The 21,640-nt window shown below is 39.9% G+C and carries 18 protein-coding genes and 1 pseudogene; 15 read left to right on the forward strand and 4 right to left on the reverse strand.

The annotated features are described in order from the left end of the window. Positions 1 to 2: 2 nt before the first annotated feature. Both CTN07_RS12660 and ltrA read left to right on the forward strand, forming a co-directional pair. Positions 3 to 2,453 (forward strand): hypothetical protein, encoded by a 2,451-nt coding sequence (locus CTN07_RS12660; RefSeq protein ID WP_005306199.1) that lies wholly within the window; start codon positions 3 to 5, stop codon positions 2,451 to 2,453. 780 nt (positions 2,454 to 3,233) lie between these two features. Further along, positions 3,234 to 4,517, forward strand: a pseudogene (gene ltrA / locus CTN07_RS12670) (group II intron reverse transcriptase/maturase). Positions 4,518 to 5,444: 927 nt separating this feature from the next. Here the strand turns inward: ltrA and CTN07_RS12675 are convergent. Beyond that, positions 5,445 to 6,221 (reverse strand): transcriptional regulator, encoded by a 777-nt coding sequence (locus CTN07_RS12675; RefSeq protein ID WP_005306195.1) that lies wholly within the window; start codon positions 6,219 to 6,221, stop codon positions 5,445 to 5,447. 251 nt (positions 6,222 to 6,472) lie between these two features. Between CTN07_RS12675 and CTN07_RS12680 the strand changes: the two genes are divergently transcribed. Both CTN07_RS12680 and CTN07_RS12685 read left to right on the forward strand, forming a co-directional pair. Continuing rightward, positions 6,473 to 7,438 carry a helix-turn-helix domain-containing protein gene (locus CTN07_RS12680; protein ID WP_005306192.1) on the forward strand — a complete coding sequence of 322 codons (966 nt, stop codon included), beginning with the start codon at positions 6,473 to 6,475 and terminating at the stop codon, positions 7,436 to 7,438. Next, positions 7,401 to 7,760: a diacylglycerol kinase gene (locus tag CTN07_RS12685; RefSeq protein WP_036765868.1), complete on the forward strand. Its 360-nt coding sequence runs from the start codon at positions 7,401 to 7,403 to the stop codon at positions 7,758 to 7,760. Before CTN07_RS12680 ends, CTN07_RS12685 begins: the two co-directional genes overlap by 38 nt. A gap of 123 nt (positions 7,761 to 7,883) precedes the next feature. Here CTN07_RS12685 and CTN07_RS12690 read toward each other — a convergent pair whose 3' ends face one another. Beyond that, positions 7,884 to 9,104 (reverse strand): response regulator, encoded by a 1,221-nt coding sequence (locus CTN07_RS12690; protein ID WP_005306189.1) that lies wholly within the window; start codon positions 9,102 to 9,104, stop codon positions 7,884 to 7,886. Between the two features lie 150 nt (positions 9,105 to 9,254). Between CTN07_RS12690 and CTN07_RS12695 the strand changes: the two genes are divergently transcribed. After that, positions 9,255 to 9,881 carry a LysE family translocator gene (locus CTN07_RS12695; protein ID WP_005306187.1) on the forward strand — a complete coding sequence of 209 codons (627 nt, stop codon included), beginning with the start codon at positions 9,255 to 9,257 and terminating at the stop codon, positions 9,879 to 9,881. An 83-nt stretch (positions 9,882 to 9,964) separates the two neighbouring features. Here CTN07_RS12695 and CTN07_RS12700 read toward each other — a convergent pair whose 3' ends face one another. After that, positions 9,965 to 10,693, reverse strand: a complete 729-nt coding sequence (locus tag CTN07_RS12700) for an oligogalacturonate-specific porin KdgM family protein (protein WP_005306185.1) — start codon at positions 10,691 to 10,693, stop codon at positions 9,965 to 9,967. 97 nt (positions 10,694 to 10,790) lie between these two features. After that, complete coding sequence (locus tag CTN07_RS12705; protein WP_005306182.1) at positions 10,791 to 12,344, reverse strand: sulfatase family protein; 1,554 nt, start codon at positions 12,342 to 12,344, stop codon at positions 10,791 to 10,793. A gap of 419 nt (positions 12,345 to 12,763) precedes the next feature. Between CTN07_RS12705 and agaR the strand changes: the two genes are divergently transcribed. The 10 genes from agaR (at position 12,764) to kduD (ending at position 21,635) form a co-directional block, all read left to right on the forward strand. After that, the gene (gene agaR, locus CTN07_RS12710; RefSeq protein WP_005306179.1) at positions 12,764 to 13,540 is read left to right on the forward strand and encodes a transcriptional repressor AgaR; all 777 of its coding nucleotides are present in this window, start codon (positions 12,764 to 12,766) and stop codon (positions 13,538 to 13,540) included. 49 nt (positions 13,541 to 13,589) lie between these two features. After that, a complete protein-coding gene (kbaZ, locus tag CTN07_RS12715) occupies positions 13,590 to 14,870 on the forward strand; it encodes a tagatose-bisphosphate aldolase subunit KbaZ (protein WP_005306176.1) in 1,281 nt (426 codons plus the stop codon). Between the two features lie 10 nt (positions 14,871 to 14,880). Next, the gene (locus CTN07_RS12720) at positions 14,881 to 16,053 is read left to right on the forward strand and encodes an SIS domain-containing protein (protein WP_005306174.1); all 1,173 of its coding nucleotides are present in this window, start codon (positions 14,881 to 14,883) and stop codon (positions 16,051 to 16,053) included. Between the two features lie 18 nt (positions 16,054 to 16,071). Next, positions 16,072 to 16,572, forward strand: coding sequence for a PTS N-acetylgalactosamine transporter subunit IIB (gene agaV / locus CTN07_RS12725; RefSeq protein ID WP_005306171.1), 501 nt, complete (start codon positions 16,072 to 16,074; stop codon positions 16,570 to 16,572). Between the two features lie 34 nt (positions 16,573 to 16,606). Further along, on the forward strand, positions 16,607 to 17,371 hold the full coding sequence (gene agaW / locus CTN07_RS12730) for a PTS N-acetylgalactosamine transporter subunit IIC (protein WP_005306168.1): 765 nt from the start codon (positions 16,607 to 16,609) through the stop codon (positions 17,369 to 17,371). Continuing rightward, on the forward strand, positions 17,361 to 18,254 hold the full coding sequence (locus CTN07_RS12735) for a PTS system mannose/fructose/sorbose family transporter subunit IID (RefSeq protein WP_005306165.1): 894 nt from the start codon (positions 17,361 to 17,363) through the stop codon (positions 18,252 to 18,254). Before agaW ends, CTN07_RS12735 begins: the two co-directional genes overlap by 11 nt. Before the next feature lie 60 nt (positions 18,255 to 18,314). Further along, positions 18,315 to 18,758, forward strand: coding sequence for a PTS galactosamine/N-acetylgalactosamine transporter subunit IIA (agaF, locus tag CTN07_RS12740; protein WP_005306162.1), 444 nt, complete (start codon positions 18,315 to 18,317; stop codon positions 18,756 to 18,758). A 1-nt stretch (position 18,759) separates the two neighbouring features. Beyond that, positions 18,760 to 19,914: an N-acetylglucosamine-6-phosphate deacetylase gene (gene nagA / locus CTN07_RS12745; RefSeq protein WP_005306159.1), complete on the forward strand. Its 1,155-nt coding sequence runs from the start codon at positions 18,760 to 18,762 to the stop codon at positions 19,912 to 19,914. A 32-nt stretch (positions 19,915 to 19,946) separates the two neighbouring features. Further along, positions 19,947 to 20,777 carry a 5-dehydro-4-deoxy-D-glucuronate isomerase gene (kduI, locus tag CTN07_RS12750; protein WP_005306156.1) on the forward strand — a complete coding sequence of 277 codons (831 nt, stop codon included), beginning with the start codon at positions 19,947 to 19,949 and terminating at the stop codon, positions 20,775 to 20,777. 99 nt (positions 20,778 to 20,876) lie between these two features. Beyond that, positions 20,877 to 21,635, forward strand: a complete 759-nt coding sequence (gene kduD / locus CTN07_RS12755) for a 2-dehydro-3-deoxy-D-gluconate 5-dehydrogenase KduD (protein ID WP_005306153.1) — start codon at positions 20,877 to 20,879, stop codon at positions 21,633 to 21,635. The last annotated feature ends 5 nt before the right edge of the window (positions 21,636 to 21,640 follow it).

Consider the following 21,640-nt stretch of genomic DNA (forward strand, 5'->3'; position numbering starts at 1 on the left):
TAATGGAAAAGATAAAAACTATAGTGTTTGTTATAGTTTCTTCTTTGCTATTTGGCTGCAATGGCTCTGATGGTGGAGAAGGAACTATAAAAGATGATTTTTATTTTAATGTTGAAAATAGTTTTCATCATGTAATTTTATCCAATGATAAAAGTAAGCATATAGACCTTTCAGATAATATCCATAAGCAAGGAAGTGGCTCTGTATCAATAAAAAATGTTACTATATTATCTGGTGATTGTTCAGCTCCTATTATTGATGATTTATCATTGGTTATCACTGATAATAAATCCAACCTATGTAAGGTAAATGTTGAATATGTATCTGATAATAATATACAGAAGTCGTCAAATGTAACCTATATTGTATCAGCTGGAGAACAGGGTGATATTCTACCTATTCTTAATTTAGATAAAAGCATAGAACAGGCAAATGCGCCCTTGGTGATAGACCTTAAATCTTCTCTAGGAAGTGATTATCCTTTTGATTATCATTTGGTTAGTTCATCAGTAGTCGGGAATGGTCAGGTTGATAATGATATTACAAATGATACATTATCTTTTTCTACCGATATGATTGGTTCGGATCGTGTTTATTACTCTCTAGAGAGTGATAATCCAGAGAATAAATCTGTTTATGGTTATATTAATGTTAATATTTCTAGTGATGATATCATTCCACCACAAGCTAATGATATAGCTTTAGAAAAAGATGTTGTTGCAGGTGAGACAATAACAGTCAATCTTAATGACTTAGATGCTATAAAAGAGGGATCTGTACCTCTTAGTGAAGTCCAATTAACAGATGTATATATGTTAGATACTTATGATGCAGCATCTGTGAAGATTGATAATCAAGACGATTTACGTAATGTTGAATTCTCTTTTCAATCTCAATATCAAGGTAAATATTATGTGTCAGATTATATATCTGATCATTTAGGCAATAGCGATATTGGCATTGTTGAAATCAATGTAAAACCTGCATACGATCTTATCTTCTTGCCCAATGTAGGTATTTTTACTGCTCCATTAACGGCTTATGATGTTCTTGATACTAGATATGAAAGACCAGATCCTTCTCATATTTATACAGAAGATGGGTCAAATGGTCCTAATGGTTTAGATATCGCTTTATTTTCTCAAACTGATGCTCAGCAATATTGTTCAGATATTGGGATGACACTAGCCACTGGGATTCAGTTAGAGCAACTCGATAGAAGCGCTTCTGGATCTACCCTTTTTGATAAGTACAATTGGCCTCAGAGTCATATTTTTTGGGGGTTAGAGAATAAAGGGGCATTTGATTTTAAAACTCATCAATGGATTGAAGAAACATCTACTACAACAGGTTATTTTACTTGTGTTATGCAGGTAGAATCAGATCAAGTTACGATTCATTCAAAAGATAAGCTCTATGTTGGACAAAATGATGATGCTTATTTAACGACAAAATTAGATTCAGGAGAAGAAATTGTTATTCCGGATGAATATGTAAATTATTCTGTTGGTAATGATAATATTCTAAATATTGACGTTAATAATGGTGATATAACTGCCTTAAAGTCTGGTTTAACTAATATAACAGGAACACTTATTGATTCCCCGGTTAGTGACTCAAAGCAAGTCGAAGTAATTGATTATCCTATTATTGAAATGAGGGTGAGACCTTTCGTTTCTGTTAAAGAAACGATTCCTGTGACATTCGAAATCTCATATAATAGCGGTAAGTCTTGGCAGCCATTGCCAGAAGATATTGTTGTTCAAAGTGTTTCTATGGAACCAGAAGGTCCCGCAGTAATCACTAAAGATGGTTCGAATCAATTTAATCTAACAGGTGTTCAAGAAGGACTTGTAACATTAACGGCTCATACAAATCATTCAGAAATTGATCAATACATAAAGCCCCATGATGTTAGAGTTTTTGCAAAAAATGTAGATGTTTGTTTACAATTTGCCTACTTTGATAGAATACATGGGAGAAAATTTTGTTTGGCATATGATGAAGGACGTTTTTTTGAGGTTCCAGGGTTAGAAGATTTAATTCTATCAAGACGTTGGTTTGCCAATAATAATCCTCGAGTTCTATATACAAATCAAAAAGAATATTGTCGTTTAATTGGTGGAAATGAATATCTTATTCCTCATGACTATGGAAAAGCCTATCCATTAGATGGCTGGATATTTGGATTATCTGATGAGAACATTTATATACATAGGGTTGTCAAAGAAAACTACGAAGAAGGTCAAGATAAGCCAGGAAGAAAAATGGAATGGAGTGGTATTGGTCCTTGGCATTGGGAAAGGTGGCGATGGGGTGGTGCCGGTACACCAAGTGAAAAGATAGCACCAACTTGTATGTACGAAGATATACATGTCAACCCATCTGAATCAACTAAAAAACGATTTGAAAATTATAAGCAAATGGTTAGAAATGTTGTTCTCATTAAATGATTGATATAAACCAATAGGGGGGCTAAGCTCCCCCTTTTTCGTTTGCCCAGCGAAGCTGGCAAACCCGTCAGATTGAAAGAAATCTGAATCACCCCGACTGAGGGGAAGATAATCCGAGTCGCAAGGGCGTCACTGGCCAACGGTGGGGTCTGAAGGAAGCGATAGGAAATTAACAGTACACAACACAAGTAAACCTGCTTCGGCAGTGTAGGTGGGTAAGCGTCCGAAATATCGCGAAGCCCTATACTCAGTCAGACCTATGCTGTGCTTGAGGGTGGCATTGTTAACAGGGAGCCAGTGCAGTAACTGGGGAAGCCTGACATCACATCTGGATAAGACCAGAAGCACTAGCTCAAGGTGAGTGCCAAGACTGGTGTTGGTGTGAGGTGGCAGATGAATCCGTAGTAGTGAATAAGGCTTGGCCTGTGAAGCCCAGTAATGGTGTGGAGGGGAAAACTAAGCTGACCAACAGCATCGCGTCTGTTGGGATGTCCATTAGCCAAAATCGATGAGGCATTGCGAAGGGAGGAAGTATACTTTTAAGTCTGTGATGAGCAGGTATTTTTTTTTTAGTGGTACACAAACCGACTCGCTATCGGGGTCTTCCGAAATGGAGCTCTTGGGAACAAGAGGTCTAAAACGAGAAACTGTACAAGGGAGTAGCTCAGGCTCAATTTAGTAGATTGCCAATGTGCTAGAAGGCTAAATAGCAGAGTGAAATAGACCAACATTAAAAGAAGATACCCTGTCCCCACATAGCACACAACCCAAAGGAAGAGAGTGAGAGTTTACTACAGTTTGTATGGTCACCTGCTGAGTAAGCAGCGACTCTACAAAGGATTTAAACAGGTGTAGAAAGCAAAAGGCGCGGCCGGAATTGATAGGCAGAGCCTGAGTGACTTCGCCTCAAATCTGAGTGATAACCTCGATCAACTTCTTCTTGAACTCAAAACTAAGCAATACAAACCACAAGCAGTCAGAAGGGTTGAAATCCCCAAAGATGGCGGAGGTGTAAGATTGCTTGGCATCCCGAGTGTTCGGGATAGAGTTGTCCAACAAACCTTAAACGATCTACTCACCCCAATTTTCGAGGAGCAGTTCCACCCATCTAGCTTTGGGTATCGGCCTCGAAGAAGCTGCCATGATGCTATCAATAAGGCCACAATGTTCATCCGTCGATATGGCATGCGACATGTAGTCGATATGGATCTGTCGAAGTGCTTTGATAAGCTCGACCACGAGCTTATCCTGACAAGTATCAAAAAGCGGATCACAGATAGCAGCATACTAGAACTGATTAAACAGTTCTTACAAAGTGGGGTGATAGCGAATGGAGAATGGCATGTAACAGAGATCGGCAGTCCTCAAGGAGGAGTTATTAGTCCGCTGATAGCAAATATCTACCTTGATGCCTTTGATCAAGAGATGCGTAAACGAAATCACCGAATCGTGCGCTACGCAGATGATATTTTAATCTTCTGTCGAAGTCGGCGAGGTGCAGAGAACGCGCTCAAGCAAGCCAGAAAAATACTAGAGCATGATCTGAAACTGAAAGTGAACCAAGAGAAGTCTCATATCGCACACAGTGCGGAAGGGGTAAAATTTCTAGGCGTTGAAATAGGGAGTAATTATACCCGTATTCAACCGAAGAAAATCAAAGGGTTCAAAAGAAAGTTGAAGCAGATGACACGGCGAAATAGTGGTAAGCCACTAACAATGATCATCGATGCCCTGAACCCAGTATTACGCGGGTTTGGTCAGTATTTTAAAATCGCCAATACCAGCAGAGAGTTTAAGAGCCTAGTAGCATGGCTAAGACGCAGACTACGCAGCATCCAACTAAAATTATGGAAAAAGCCGATGAAGTTGCACCGCAGGCTAAAGCAGCTTGGGTACAAACCACCGTTCCAATTCATCAAGATGAATAGTTGGAAAAATGCAGCGAGTCCACTTGCGAGTTATGCGATGCCAAACCAGTGGTTCGTCGACCTAGGACTGGTAAATTTAGGGCATATAAAGACAGGGTATGTGTTCAGCAATTATGCTGAATGGAAGTATACATGAGCCGTATACGAGGTCCGTACGTACGGTTCTGTAAGAGGGATGAGGCGGTGACGCCTCACCCTACTTGATGTTTGTCCTGCGAAGCTAGCAACACCATGAGGTTGAAGAAGTCTGAATCGTAAGGCTGTTACTGGTCAATGGTAGGGTAAAACCATAACGCAAGCGTTCGAAATATCGCTAATCCTAATACTCAGTCAGACCTATGTTGTGTTTGAAAGAGGGGACTGGGAATAAATGCAGTAACTGTGAAAGGTCTAGTTCTATATAATATTAGTCTGGTGTTGGTGTGGGGTAAAACCAAACTGATCGACAGCAAAGCCTCTGTTGGAGTACATTAGCCAAAACCGTGAGGCACTGCGAAGGGAGGAAGTATATTTTTAAATCTGTGATGAGCTGGTGTTTTTAATGATACACAAATCTATTCGCTATCGGGGTCTTCCGAAATGGATCTCTTGGGAGCAAGAGGTCTATAATGAGAAACTATACAAGGGAGTAGCTTAGGCACACTTTTGTAGATTACTAATGTACTGGAAAGCTCAACAACTGAGAGAAATAGGCCGACATTAAAAGGAGATGCCCATGTCCCAATATAACTCAAAGAAAGAGAGTGATAGTTTATTACGGTTTGTATGGCCACCTACTGAGTAAACAGCGATTTTACATAGGATTGAAATAAGTGAGGAAAGCAAAACGTGGTCAGAACAGAAAGGCAGAACCTAAGTGACTTTGCCTTAAATTTTAGTGATAACCTAATAACTTCTTCTTGAACTTAAAACTAAACAACATAAGTTACACACATTCAGAAAGATAACCCCTCAAAGATAGCGGAGGTGTAAGATTGTTTGGCATCCCGAGTGTTCGGGATAGAATTGTCCTATAAGCTTTAAACGATCTACTAAGGGGCTGTACAGATTCACTCATCTACTTTTATTTCAATGATTTATAATAAAAAAATATGTCTTTATTGGATAAGAAATCAATTCTATTGAATTTAAAAATATATTTAATAATGTCTTTTGAAATTCTTGTTATTTTTATTATTTCCCCTCCTAATTTTTTGAATAATTTATAGCCATTATCGTCGAAACTATACATTATTATATTTTCCACATTAGACTCTAATATCAATTCATATAATTCCCTATAGATTAGTTCAAAACTTGTTCTGTTCTTTGCAAAAACGCCCATGAAAATCATATTGTCATTATTATGTTCTTTTATTGGTGATGTATATATAAGGCAGGCTTCTAATTGATTGTTTTTATTCCAAGATATAGTTTCAATATTTTCTCTAAGTACAAAGTCAGATACAAATTCGTTTTGGAAATAATCGATCACAAATTGTTCAATATTAAGATATGGGTCATTATTTGTTTTGGTAAAATAGCAATTATTTGTATTTAATATATCGGATATAATTATATTGCTATTCTCGAATTTGTTATTTATATAGCTCTCCAATAAAGGATATTGATCTTTTATTGATGGAATGTATGCTGTTGTGAATTCGCATAATTTATTTATATAGTCAAATACTAAAAATTGTTTTTTAAGTGGTGGTAGTGTTTTCTCGTTTTCCCATCTGCTTAAGGTTACAGTATCAAGTTTATTAAAACTTGGGTGATAACTTGCCAATTGATCAACCATATCTTGTTGAGTTAGGTTATTTTCTTCTCTATATTGAGATAAAAAATGATTAAACATAGCATTCCTCTTTATTGTTTTGGTTGAATGCTTATTGTGCTGCTTTATGTATATGTCTGACATGGCATAATTTTTTATGTTATTTTCTTATTTGCTATGTGCTATCTTTTTGAGTATTTTTTTCTCTAGATACTGTTAAATAACATTATTTTAGTTTTTTTTTCTAATTATTAAGGGTAATTGTAGAAAATTATTACTTTGTCAAATTTGTGCTAATATCATTTAAAGTTGAATTTAGGAGACTATGCTAAATGAGTAACTGTTTTGCACAAATATTTACGAAGCACCGTAAAGCACAAGGCCTAACGCAAAAAGAAATGCTGGATTTTCTGTATCAACAGAATGAAGTGTTTTCTTCTCTAGATGCGGTAACCTTGAGTCGTTGGGAGCGGGGTAAAACAGTTCCTCCAATGGAAAAACGATTGTTTGTTTTATCTCTCATCAATAAAGTAGAAGAGTATTTTTGTCTTGAGGCTGTACAAGGGGAATATGAATCTGGTTTGGTCAACAAGATACTCAATAAACGTTACAGTAAAGTTATCAGTTTAGCCGCAATGTTTAAAACCGAGCAGGTTCAACAGGATTATCAACTTAATTTTAGTACATTTAACGATACTCCCAAGGAAGTGCTAGGATACTTTTCTAACCGTAATCGTTTTGCAGGTCAAATATGTGATCAAATTAATGCACAGTTGGGGTATTGGGAAGATAACAATCAAATTTTTGGTTTTTTTATTCATGCGCCAATTAAAACTGAAATGTTATCAATACTGTCTGGCCATATTGATGATATGATGAACCAAGTAAAATTTGAATCATCTCCACCATCGCAATGTGATGCTCTTTTTTTATTTGATCAAATCAACTTAACTCAAGAATGCTTTGAACTATCAAATTTACGGCTGTTTTTGTTATTGCTCGCCAATCCTCAATATAAACAACTTTATATTTGTATTCATGATCAAATGTACTTAAATTTGATGTTACGGTTGGGTGCCGAAGTGGTTTGTACTTATCAAACGGAAGAGATGAAAGAGACTGGTATAGAGCATTCACAATTAGTCGTTTTTGATTCGCTCAAATTCATCTCAAACAAATCTGTTTTTGAATTCTTTGCAAATGTTTATAATAAGCTAAATAGGAATAATCCTGACTTACTAAAACAACTAAGAGAATCAAATGAAACCAGGAGCAACAGGTTTAAAGCGTATTGTTGACGCGGCGGGTTACTCTGCACAGGGGCTAAAGGCTGCATGGGAAAATGAAGCGGCATTTCGTCAAGAGATGGTGTTACTGCCAATACTAACCATTATCACTTTTTTTCTACCAGTCAGTGTTGTAGAGCAAGTGCTAATGATAGGTACGCTGTTTATTATAGTCATTACAGAGCTACTGAATTCTGCTATTGAAGCGGTAGTTGATCGAATTGGCTCGGAATATCACGAGTTAAGTGGTCGAGCAAAAGACATCGGTTCTGCTGCTGTATTTGTTGCAATGGGACTTGTCGTTGTAACTTGGGGTTTGATTTTAATTTTATAGATAAAAGAATATATAACAGTATTCTGATTAGAAGCAGAGCATATTAAGTGCTCTGCTTTTTTGCTTTTTAACTGCTTGATTTAGCGTTTTCTTATAGATTAATCGATTTAATATCCATCGGGCTTAACAGACTACAATCTGATTTCTACCCTGTTCTTTTGCTTGATATAGACATTTATCGGCATTTGAAATCAAAGTATGAATGTCTTGATCGCCGTGTGTAACGCCAATACTAACGGTGTACTCAATATCGTTGTTGAGAATCACAGTTGGGATAGTATTGAGTTCTTTTTGCAGAGCTTCTAAGCGTTGTAAAAAAATTGATTGAGAGTTACCAAATACAATGCAGAATTCTTCTCCTCCCAGACGAGCGACAAGAGAATCCGAGAAATAGGTTCTCAGTAGTTTCGCAAAGTTGATAAGGACCATATCACCAACATGATGGCCATACGTATCATTAACCAGTTTAAACTTATCAATATCAATAAGAGCAAGGCATTTGGGGCCTGATGTTTTCTTTGTCGCAGGATGATTGAAAAAGTAACGGCGGTTCCAAGATTGGGTGAGGTAGTCGGTATTTGCCATATTAAATAGCTTTCGTTCAGCATCAAGAATATTCAATGTAGAATGAAGACGGCAATAAAATTCTTCTTGGTTAAACGGCTTACTTAGAAAATCATTGGCTCCGGCTTTTAAAAATTTTGCTGTTAACGCATGCTCATCACTGGCAGAAAGGCCAATCGCAGCCACTTCACTTGGGCTATGTGTTTTTCGAATTTCTTTGATTAAACTAACACCATCACGTTCGGGCATAGTGTAATCTGTAATAATCAGGCTGATGTCTTTTTCTTTACGAAAGATATCTAATGCTTGTTCTCCATTACACGCCTCTACGACATTTAAGTATTGACGTTCAAGTAAGCTACGAACATATTTTCGAGAGGTGATAGAATCATCAACAACCAGTACTTTGTGCTGGCTATTATTTCCCAGTCGATTAAGGATCGGAATAATGGAGGCTATACAACTTGGGCTATCTTTAGGTACATAGTCGATAACGGTTTTTGCGAGAACTCTTTCCCGGGTCATTTCATCCATTAAAGCGGTAAGGACAATCACTTTGATCCCAACCGATAGGCAGACATCTATCACTTCACCGTCTTGACCATCAGGTAAGCAGTAATCGAGAATTGCACATAAGAAATCGAGGTCTTGATCTAAGATTTTTTCCGCATCAGCGATAGACTCTGCAAAAATTGGTGTGTAGCCTGCTTTACGTAATTCCACTTCTAGTACACGGCGAAAAGGACGGCTGTCTTCCACCACCAAGATTTTATGTTCCATTCATTTTAACCTAAAGACAGTTTCATCGACGATTATAGGGGCGCTATTATGAGGCATTTCTTTAAGGCATACAAATAAAGTTATTGTGAATAAACTTATTGATTATTTTATAATTAATTGAATTTTTCTTGATATGGATGTGGTATTTAAATGCACGGAATTGCGTATTTTGATGTCTTTTTGCACGTGTTAGTGGTCTGGTCTTTAGCTGCTATTACGCCTGGAGCCAATGTTTTTTTGACGATTAATACCAGTTTGGCATCTGGAAAGGCAAATGGCTTGGCTTGCGCTTTTGGGGTTACTCTTGCCGTTGGCCTATGGGGATTGGCTGGTATTTCAGGGATTGTCATTATGCTATCCCTTTACCCTTGGTTATTTACTGTCATGAAGATTTTGGGTGGGACTTATCTTATTTATTTAGGGCTTAGTCGTTTTAAGACCGTACGCCGAGGGTATCAATTAGCGGGACAGGTAGAGGATAAACACTCATGGGGTGCCTCTGCTATTCGATCATTTACCACCAGTATATTGAATATTAAGACAGGATTGTTTGTGATCAGCTTATTTAGTCTTGCGATCCCTCGTGAGCATGATTACCGTATTGCTATCTTGGTTATAGCAACGATGATGTTGATTACGTTTGTTTGGCATTGCTTGTTAGCGCTTGTTTTTTCCCATTCAAGGGCTCAGAAAACCTATTTTCGGCTACAGCGTTATATTGATGCTTTAACAGGCGGATTGTTTACTCTTTTAGGTATTAAATTAATCACCAGTTAAAGTAAAAGCCCGACAAAGAATGATCGTTAGAATCTATTTTTATCGGGCTTACAAGTTTATCTCAATTTATAGCTGATATTCGTTTACCAAGTGTACTTAATACCCATGCGGTAGCGAGTTTGGCGGTTATCAGTATAGCGGCTTTGGCTCACATTACCGATTTCAATAAATGGACGCCAAGACGTATCATCTTTTGTTTTGTAGGTGTACATCAAACGGAAATTATGTAAATAGTTAATATCGTCATTATCAAACTGAGGTAGGGCGTTACTTTCCATCTCTTTCCAAATTTGGAATTCATACTGGAAGTCCCAGTTTTGAGTGTTGTAGCCTAGCCACGCATCAAATTCTTGAATTTTTGAATGATAGCTATCACCACTTGGACCTGTCATTGAATAGTCCCACAGTTTCCACTTATAACGGCCTTGAACACGAATGTTGTTATCGAACTTATAGTTTAAACGAACATAAGGTACATAGACTAAGCCATCTGGAACAAAATCAAGAGACATACCGACAAGGCCAACGGTATTTGGATTTAGACGCTTATAATAAAATGCGGAGAACTCAGAACCATTCATAGACATTGAGTCGAACATTTTGTCTTTTTCGTCGTTGTTATAACGAGCATCAAGTTCGAAACCAACACCTTTTCCTGTGTCTAAAAATGCTTTAATACGGTCACTGTGTTTATTTGCACCATCAACATACTGGTGGCGATATTCAATAGTGGTTTTGTAATCATTGGCAAGAGCTTGGCCGCCTGCAGTTACAAGAGTTGATGCAATAACAACTTTGGTTAATGTGTTCATGGATTGTCCCTAATATTTATAGTTAAGTTTTTATCAACCACATATCTTTTCTAATTCAGCAGATTCGTGGCAGAGATAGTTGATTTATCGATAACTGCTAGGTGTACGCTTTTGCACTATTTGCTGGAACCTCGGTTGGTCGCCAAGGGTCACCTGTATGTTCAAGCCAAGGTAGTAGCTCTTGTTGTACTAGTTTCTCAACGATTGCTTGGTGATCCGCTGCGATATTTTTCATTTGATACGGATCGGCTTGGTTATCATGCAGAGTAACCGTGAGAGGCTTTCCGATCTTACGATCAATCACTAAAGTATAATGATCGGTTCGTACGCCCCGACGACCGTAAGATTGGCCGCCATAAGGCATGAAAGTATAAAATTGAGAGGTTGGGGTTTTATCGCCTTTCATACCTTGTAAAGTTCGAGCAAAGTTGGTTCCTTCAACCGTATCTGGAATCAACTGCTCCATCCCCATTAAGCCAAATAAGGTTGGATAGATATCTGGGGCAGAGAAGAGTAAATCGTTTTGTTGTGGTTGCAGTTTTCCAGGCCAACGGAAAATCATCGGAATGCGCATAGCTTCTTCATAATGAACGTTTTTGGTTGGTTGACCGTTTGAGCCCATGCAACATCCATGATCGGAGAAGAACACAACCAAGGTATCATTAGCTAAATTAAGGCGATCTAATTCATCCACAATACGACCAAATTGTTCATCAACACCATTGACCATCGCCATGTATTCTTTGAAATAGTTAGGACCGTAACCCTCTAAATACTCTTTATCCCATTGTACGTTTGGACGTGTATTTAAACTCTTTGAACTTTGGCCTTTAAAACGGTCAAGGTATTTTTGTGGCACCTGATCGTAAGGGGAGTGTGGTGGGTTCATCGAAACTACGAGTGTAAATGGTTTCTCCGCATCACGATATTTTCCATTTTCGTTTCGTAAATAATTAATAGCAACATCAGCCTCATGCTCAGGACTCCATTGATTTATATGAAGCGGCTGATCACGTGGAGTGTCATTAGTCCAGTAAATTGGATTTAGATGTAAGTCATAAGTACCGTAGGAATACCAGAAATCAAAGCCATGGCGACGATCTGGTGCAGTCCAATCATTCCAATAGCGACCTTCCATAGGATTATTATAGCTAGGAACAAATGGGGTCTCTGGGGCATCGAGATGCCATTTACCGATATATCCCATGCTGTACCCTTGTTCTTTAAGGATATCAGACCAGGTCACTGTATTTTTCTTAAGTTCGATTCCAAAGTCTTTACCACCAAAGAAACCAGGGGTTCCCGTATGGCTATTACCTTGAATACCATTACGGTAAGGGTACTGCCCTGTCATTAACATACCGCGAAAAGGGGTACATAAAGGAAAGTTTGAAACCGCTTGGCGTAGTACAACGCTTTGTTTGGCAAACTTATCAAGATTTGGCGTTAAGCTATTATCTTGTTTCATAAAGCCTAGAGCTTGCGCTCGAAACTCATCAGGAAAAATGATCAATAGATTGGGTTTCTTTTGAACATTTTCGTTTGCGTATTTTTGTTCGGAAGCAGATACCGCATGAGGCGTTAAACCTGCTGAAACTAGCGCACTAGAGGCCGCCATTCCTTTTAACAGTCCACGTCGAGTAATAGACATACCATCAACTCCTAGTTGAAGTTATTTATAATAAAACAATAAAAGTAAATAAAAGTCTTTTGTGTTGCGATTTGTTGCGGATCGTAAGGTATCGACAGTTTTTGTGCTGTGTTTATGATCACAAAAAGTAAAATGAAAGAATAAGAAGGTTTTCGAAAGTTGACTTTCTTACTGTTTTTCGTTCAAAAAATGGCGAATTGCTCGAAAAAACTCGAATATTGTTTGTGGTTCCTATTTTCGAGATATATTATTGATTCGTAATACGTAATATAGCGCAAGCAAATTCGAAGATTAACGAAAGTTTGTGAAAGAGATCATAAGTTTTATTTTTACGTATTGTTTGGGTGTTTTTTAGGTGTAATCTACAAACGAAATCATTCGAAAGTAATTTCATTTGATTTCAATAGGAGACAACAGAAGTGAAAAGTGCTGTTGAAAGACGCATGGAAATTGTCAACGTTGTGAACCGTGATGGTAAAGCACGCGTTGAAGACCTTGCGTCACAGTTTAATGTCTCAAGCGTCACCATTCGTAGTGATCTGAGTTTTCTCGAAAAAAATGGTTATGTTGTTCGCTCTCATGGCGCAGCTATTCCTAACTCAGGTGTGATTGCAGAATTAACCGTACATGAAAAGCGTCGTCAAAATGCGGGAATTAAAACCGCGATTGGACAGGCTGCGGCGAAACTGATTCACAATGGTGACACCGTTATTCTAGATTCGGGGACAACAACACGAGAGATCGCTTCGAACTTAAAAACAGTTGAAGACGTTGTTGTCATGACCAATGGTCTGGATGTAGCAATGGAGTTAGCGTCAGCCCCTGGTGTTGAAGTGTTAATGTCAGGTGGTGTGCTTAGAAAGAACGCACTCTCTTTTTCTGGCTCTCAAGCTGAAACCGGCCTGAAAAACTATCGTTTCGATAAAGTTTTTTTAGGAGTAGATGGTTTTGACTTACGAGCAGGTATCACAACACACAATGAGCAGGAAGCCAGTCTTAACCGTTTAATGTGTGAAATTTCTGAACGCGTGATTGCGGTTGTGGACTCAACTAAGTTTGGGAAACGTAGCTGCCATATGATTCGCGAGTTTGGTCATATTGATACGGTAGTAACCGATTCTGATATTCCAGAAGACTATTTACAAGGTCTTCGAGATATGAAAGTTGACGTTATTATTGTCGAAAAAGAGAACTGATTAACTGACTCCATAGCGGCATCCTAGGTGTTGTTTGTGGAGTTAGTTAATGAACACCCTTCAAGAAATTGTTCAATCTCATAAAGCAGGCGCAAAAAATGGTATTTATTCCGTCTGCTCTGCCCATCCTTTGGTAATTGAAGCTTCATTACTTCAAGCCCTAGATGATAACTCTGCATTATTAATTGAAGCGACATCCAATCAAGTGGATCAATTTGGTGGTTATACCGGTATGACTCCCAGTGATTTTCGTGATTTCGTTTTAGATAAAGCTGAGCAATATCAATTTCCTACTGAAAAATTAATTTTAGGTGGTGATCATTTAGGTCCTAATCGTTGGCAAGATCTCCCAGCTTCTGAAGCGATGAGTAAAGCCGATGATTTGATCGCTGCTTATGTTGCCGCTGGATTTAAAAAAATTCATTTAGATTGCAGCATGTCTTGTGCTGGTGATCCTGTTCCGTTAAGCGATGAAATTGTAGCTGAACGTGCCGCTCGCCTTGCAAGAATTGCTGAGCAAACTGCGGTCGCAACATTCGGTTCAAGTGATGTCGTTTATGTGATTGGCACCGAAGTTCCTGTTCCTGGGGGTGCGGCAGAAGAGCTTGATGAATTGGAAGTTACTTCAGCACAAGCGGCGACAAAAACAATTGAATGTCATCGAAGTGCTTTTGCAGCTTTAGGCCTTAATTGTTGGGAGCGAGTGATTGGTCTTGTGGTTCAACCTGGCGTGGAATTTGACCATACAGGTGTTATTGATTATCAACCAGAAAAAGCCATTGGGTTAAGTCAAGTTGTTGATCAATATCCTCAAATGGTGTTTGAAGCTCATTCTACTGATTATCAAACCGATAAAGCTTATTGCCAACTTGTTGCCGATCATTTTGCCATTTTAAAGGTTGGTCCTGCTTTAACTTTTGCAATGCGTGAAGCGTTATTTAATTTAGCGGCCATTGAAGATGAGTTAGTCGCGTCGGCTCACAGCTCCCATTTTAAACAGCGCATTGAAAATCAAATGCGTGAGCATCCTCAATATTGGCAAAAGTATTATCACGGTAATGAGTCGCAGCAGCGTTTTTCTCGTTGCTATAGTTTTAGTGACCGTATCCGTTATTACTGGCCTGATGAAACAATTTTACAGGCTCAAGCCACACTTTTTTCAAACTTGTCTCGTTATAGCATTCCTTTGCCGTTATTGAGCCAATATCTTCCTGAGCAATTTCACCATGTCCGAGAGGGGCTGATCTCAGCCGAACCTAAGGCGTTGGTTATCGATAAGATCCGTCAAGTTTTGCGTAGTTACAGTAAAGCTTGTCATCCAAATATTTAATGAGGTCAGCATGAATTCATATTTAGGTTATACCGAGCAAGAGTTAAACCGTTTGAAAGGTTACTGGACAGCAAAAGAAATTACACAGCAACCTGAATGTTGGTTACAAACACTGCAAATTGTTCAGGAATGTCGTCCTGCAATTAAAGCATTTATGGATAAAGTGTTTGCTCATCAAAACATTCGTATTGTGTTAACTGGAGCGGGTACATCTGCCTTTGCCGGTAAATCTCTTGCGCCAACACTAACGGAACAGTTGAGTTGTCGTGTTGAAGCTATTGCTACAACTGATATCGTTTCCAATCCAAAACAATATTTTGCAGAAGATATTCCAACTCTTTTAGTTTCTTTCGCTCGTTCAGGAAATAGTCCAGAAAGTGTGGCTGCTGTTGAGTTGGCAAATCAATGCTTATCTCAGTGTTATCATCTAGTTCTTACCTGCAATAATGAAGGTGAATTATATAAAAATAGCATAAATAACGAAAATGCATTGCCACTATTAATGCCAGAGCAAACGAATGATAAATCTTTTGCGATGACCTCAAGTTTTTCATCTATGATGCTAGCCTGTCTTTCGGTTATGTTGTATGGAAACGATTATACGAAAGGTTTCGAAAGTGTTTGTCGAGATTCTGTGCAGTCGCTCAAAGATTTCGATTCGAAAATACGTAATACTATAAACCATGAAGTCGATAGGGTGATCTATCTAGGAAGTGGCGGTTTACAAGGGCTTGCTCAGGAGTCATCGCTAAAGTTATTAGAGTTAACGGCCGGAAAAGTGGTCGCTTGTTATGATTCTCCACTGGGCTTTCGTCATGGACCGAAATCTATCGTAAACGAAAAAACCTTAGTTGTTGTTTTCGTTTCTAATGATGAATACACCCGAAAGTACGATCTCGACCTATTAAATGAATTGCGTCGTGACAATATTGCATTTGATGTCATCGCGATTGCAGCTCAACCAGACCCTCGTATCGAAAGCGGAACCCATTTTTATGTAGATAAGATGGCTGGCGCTACTGATGCAGGGTTGTTATTTCCTTACATGCTATTTGCTCAGAGTTACGCATTCCATTGCTCTCTAGCGCTTGGCAATACACCTGATAATCCGTGTCCTACTGGTGAAGTTAACCGTGTAGTACAAGGAGTAGTAATTCACGATTTATCTGGCAATTTAAAATAACTATTAGAGGTAGAACTCATGACGGCACCAAATATCGTATGGACTCGCATTGATGAACGTCTATTACACGGCCAAATTCGTATTACTTGGGGTAAGCATTCTGAAGCTAACCTTATTTTAGTTGCGAATGATGACGCTGCTGACGGCCCTAATGCTGCATTTATGCAAGCGGGGATGAAAGCATCTGCTGGCGGTGAATATGCGGTACGCTTTTTCTCTATCCAAAAAACTATTGATGTAATTCATAAAGCATCACCGCAACAGAAGATTTTTATTCTGTGCAATAACCCAACAGATGTTGCTCGTTTGGTTGAAGGTGGAGTGCCAATTACTCACTGTAATGTAGGCAATATGCATTTCCATGAAGGTAAGCGCCAAATTGCAAAAACAGTTTCGGTTGATGAAAAAGATATTGATGCATTTGAACGTATGGTTGCTCGCGGTGTGACTTGTACTGTGCAAAATACACCAGACCAAAATCCAGTACCTGTTCTTGAACTTGCGAAGACGGTGGCATAAGCCGTCTCTACCCTACATACACAAGGATTGAATTATGTTTTTTGAAGCTGCACTTGTGGCGGTGTGGGCATTCTTCTGCGGTATCGATAAGTACGATGTTGCGCTGAATATTCACCGTCCATTGATTACAGGACCTGTGGTTGGTTTGATCATGGGTGATTTACAAATAGGTTTGATTGCTGGTGCAACACTTGAGCTAGCTTGGCTTGGTTTGGTGCCTAATGCCGGTGCTCAGCCACCAGATGTAACCATGGGTACTATCGCAGCAGTAGCATTTGCGGTAATGACGGGACAGTCTCCTGCGGTTGCGATGGGGGTTGGTATGCCTATCGCCGTTATGATGCAAATGTTGGTGATCGGCTTCTTTGCTATGACAGCATTTACAATGGGTAAAGCTGACCGTTTTGCTGAGCAAGGTGATTCTGATGGTATCGATCGCTTATTGATTACCACTATTTCATTGCGTGCTGTGTTATACGCTGTGATTGCCTTTATTACCGTTTACTTTGGTGAGCATGCGGCAACTTGGATTGATGAAAATGCACCAAAAGCGTTACTTGAAGGCTTAGGTATCGGCGCGAAGATGGTTCCTGCAATCGGTTTTGCCATGTTGCTAAAAATCATGTGGTCAAAAGAAGTGGCAGGTGTGTTCTTCATCGGTTTTGTAATGACTACTTACCTAAAACTTCCAATTATGGCAGTGGCAATTTTGGGCGCATCAGCCGCAGCACTGTACTTCTTCTTTAGTGGCAATGGAAACAGCAATAAGCAAGCAGAGGAATTTGAAGATGGCATCTGATATCACAGCAGGCACTCTAGCCGATAAAAATACCAAAACTCACGTAAATCTAGTCGATGATGTCGATGCGTACGAAGATACTACACCACGTAAAGTGATCACGAAAAAAGATCTTTGGATCTGTGCTATTCGCGGCCTATTTATGGAAGGTAACTTTAACTTTGAACGTATGCAGGCTGGTGGTTTTGCTTACTCTATCGTTCCGGCGTTAAAGAAAATTCACGGTGATAATAAGCGTGATTTTGCAAAGTCTCTTAAGAACCATCTTCAGTTTTTTAATGCAAGTCCAAAGCTGTTTACTTTCTTGCTTGGTACGGCCATTGCGATGGAAGAGAACAAAGAGAAGCCATCAACTGTTAACGTAATGAAAGTTGCGGGTATGGGACCAACGGGTGGTATCGGTGATGCTATCGACCACATGACGCTAATGCCATTAACACTTGCTTTGGGTGCTTCTATTGCGATGGAAGGCTCAATTGCCGGCCCGTTTGTGTTCTTCTTCTTATACCAAATTGTTCACTTTGCTGTTTATTTCGGTTTGATGTTCATGGGCTATAAAGCGGGTACCGCAGCCATGGTTAACATGAGCGAAGCTACGGAGAAGTTAGCAAAAGCTGCCAACATTATGGGTATCTTTGTTATCGGTGCGCTCTCGGCCACCTTTATTAAGGTGCAGACAACCGCCTCCATTGAATTGGGGGGCAAGGTGGTAGAACTACAAAGTGCTCTGTTTGACAAGATTATGCCAAACCTTTTACCACTGGCGCTTGTGTTCTTTATGTTCAAGATGGTGAAAGGAACAGGGTTCTGGGCTAAGCCACCTGTACTTATCTTCTCAACACTTGCTGCAGGTGTTGTCGGTCACCTACTCGGTATTTTATAAGCTCTCATCAAGTTAGGGAGTACTTGCTCCCTAACTTTCTGCAATACAAGGATTGAAATCATGATTGGAATCGTCGTATCTGGCCATATTCATTTTGCTTCTGGCGTTGCTTCTGCTGTGCGTGCTATCGCTGGAGAGCAAGAGCAAATGTGTTATGTCGACTTTGTAGAAACCATGTCAACCGATGAGTTAGAACTTGCCTTAAGACAAGCGGCTCAAGAAGTAGATTCTGGTGATGGTGTGCTGTTTTTAACGGATATCCCTGGAGGCTCTCCTGCTAATCGCGCTCTAGCTATATTGATGGATACACCTAATGTTGAGCTTATTGGTGGAGCTAACTTACCGATGATTGCGAATGCTGCGTTTGAACGTGATGGGGTTGAGCTGAAAGAGTTAGTTGAAATATTGCTAGAAATTGGCGGCTCTTGTATGCAAGACATGCGTAAGCAACTTGAAATGATGATGGCTCCAGAGCCTGAAGTTGAATGTGAAGATGGTTTGTAATATGCGTTTTGCTCTTCATCCCCAACGAATTTTTACAGCAACAGGTATTGAAACAGATCGTTATGTGATTGTTGCTGGCGGTGAGATTGAACAGATCACCGTAGAGCGTCCAGTCGATTGTGATGTGATAGAGCTTGATAATCAGACCTTACTGCCAGGATTGATTGATATTCATATTCACGGACGAGCAGGTTCTGATGTAATGGATGCAACAGAAGCGGCTTTGCAAACCATTAGTGACGCACTACCTCAAACTGGGGTTGTTGCATGGGTTGGAACAACGGTAACTGCACCTTGGCAAGATATTTTAGCCGCGTTAGAACAAGTTCGAGATTTTACCACAGGTTCTCATTCTGGGGCACAGTTGCTTGGTAGCTTTTTAGAAGGGCCATATTTTACAGAAGCGTATCGAGGCTCTCATCCAACAACCTATTTAAAAGCACCAACTATTGCTGAGTTAACCGAACTGCAGCAGGTTGCGGGTCAATCTTTGCTTCGTGTTGCCCTTGCTCCTGAATATGACGGCGCGATGTCTGCCATTGATTGGTTAACCGAACGAGGCATCAAAACTTCTGTTGCGCATACTAGTGCTAACTTTGAGCAAGTAACACAAGCTTATCAAGCCGGTGCTGACTGCGGTGTTCATCTGTTTAATGGCATGTTGGGATTGCACCATCGTGAACCGGGTTGCTGTGGTGCGGTGTTATATCACGACATGTTAGCAGAACTGATTGCAGACGGTATTCATGTTCATCCTGTGATGATGCAATTAGCCTATCGGATGAAAGGGTACCAAAAGCTGGCGTTAATAACCGATTGTATGCGTGCTGGTGGATTAAGTGATGGTGAATACTTACTTGGTGCACAAATGATTCAAGTCAAACAAGGTGAAGCGCGCACTCAAGATGGGTCACTTGCAGGCAGTACATGCAGTTTAGATCAAGCATTGCGTAACATGATCTTTAGCGTTGGTGTCAATGAGTGGGAAGCGGTTCAAATGGCCAGTCTTGTCCCTGCTCAATATATCAATAAAGCGTCGGAATTAGGTTCGATTGCAGTGGGTAAACGTGCTTCATTTGCAGTCGTAGATAGTGATTTTGTTATTCAAAGTACCATGATTGATGGTCAATGGGCATTTAAGCGTAATGCTTACTAATGTGCCTGAAAAACGTATTTTAGAGGTTAAACATGGAAATTCGTCAACCAATACATAGTGCACATGCAAAGCAACTTGATACTGCTGGTTTGCGTGAACAATTTTTGATTGAAGATCTGTTTCAAGCAGGTCAGATCAATTTAACCTACAGCCATATTGACCGTATTATTGTGGGCGCTGCGGTACCAACAGAGACTGCTATTGCCTTCGAAGGTGGCAAAGAGATCGGGGTGGATTTCTTTCTTCAGCGTCGTGAGTTGGGCATAATCAATATTGGTGAGCCAGGTTTAGTGGTTGTTGATGGCCAAACTTATGAAATTGGTGCACGAGAAGCCATTTATGTCGGAATGGGCGCACAAGATATTCGTTTTGAAAGTGTGAGTGCAGAACAACCTGCGCGCTTTTACTTGAACTGTGCCCCAGCTCATCACGCTTATCCAACTCGTAAAATTACCCGTGAAGATGCTGCTCCTGAAACCTTAGGTAATCAAGAGAACTGTAACGTTCGCACCATCTACAAATATCTTCATCCAGCAGTACTTCCAACTTGTCAGCTGCTAATGGGGATGACGGAACTTGCCCCTGGTAGTTTATGGAATACGATGCCGTGTCATACCCATGAACGCCGTATGGAAGTGTACCTTTATTTTGATATGAACCAAGATAATGTGGTGTTCCACTATATGGGTGAACCACAAGAGACTCGTCACTTAGTTGTGCGCAATGAACAAGCTGTGATCAGTCCTAGTTGGTCAATTCACTCAGGTGTAGGTACTGCTGCTTATACCTTTATCTGGGGCATGGTTGGTGAAAATCAAACGTTCCACGACATGGACCACGTAGCGATGAGCGATCTGAAATAAATTCAGCTTCGCCACTCTTCTTTTTATTAACTCATTTTTAGATAGCCAAGTGATTACGGTGACTTGGACGGGCTTGGCTATCTCTATTAAGGACAAAATATGAATAATCTATTTGATTTAACAGGAAAAGTTGCCATCGTTACTGGGTGTAATACGGGTTTAGGTCAAGGTATGGCTTTAGGACTTGCAAAAGCGGGTGCAGATATTGTTGGTGTAGGTCATCAAGCCGCACCGGAAACGCAACAGCAAGTGGAAGCAATGGGTCGTAAATTTCATTACATTACCGCCAATCTAATGGCCCAAGATCATTTAGAGCAAATTGTCGCTGAAGCCGTTGAAGTCATGGGACATGTGGATGTACTGGTTAATAACGCAGGCATTATCCGTCGCCAAGATATTTTAGAGTTTTCTGAGCAAGATTGGGATGATGTGATCAACATTAACCAAAAGACCCTATTTTTCCTTTCTCAAGCGGTGGCTAAGCAGTTTGTTAAGCAAGGTAACGGTGGCAAGATCATCAATATTGCTTCTATGCTCTCTTATCAAGGTGGTATCCGAGTGCCATCTTATACTGCAAGTAAATCGGCTGTCATGGGTCTGACACGAGCTCTTGCTACAGAGCTTGCTGAGCATAATATCAATGTGAATGCGATTGCTCCTGGATATATGGCAACCGATAACACCGCAGCGCTTCGTGCTGATGAAGCTCGTAATGCTGCTATTTTAGAGCGTATTCCAGCTAATCGTTGGGGCTTGCCGTCTGATCTTGAAGGTCCAGCTGTCTTTTTAGCTTCTAGCGCCAGTGATTATGTAAATGGTTACACAATTGCCGTTGATGGTGGTTGGTTAGCCCGCTAATTTAA

It is taken from the genome of Photobacterium damselae, assembly GCF_003026815.1.
GTDB classification, from domain to species: Bacteria; Pseudomonadota; Gammaproteobacteria; order Enterobacterales; family Vibrionaceae; genus Photobacterium; species Photobacterium damselae.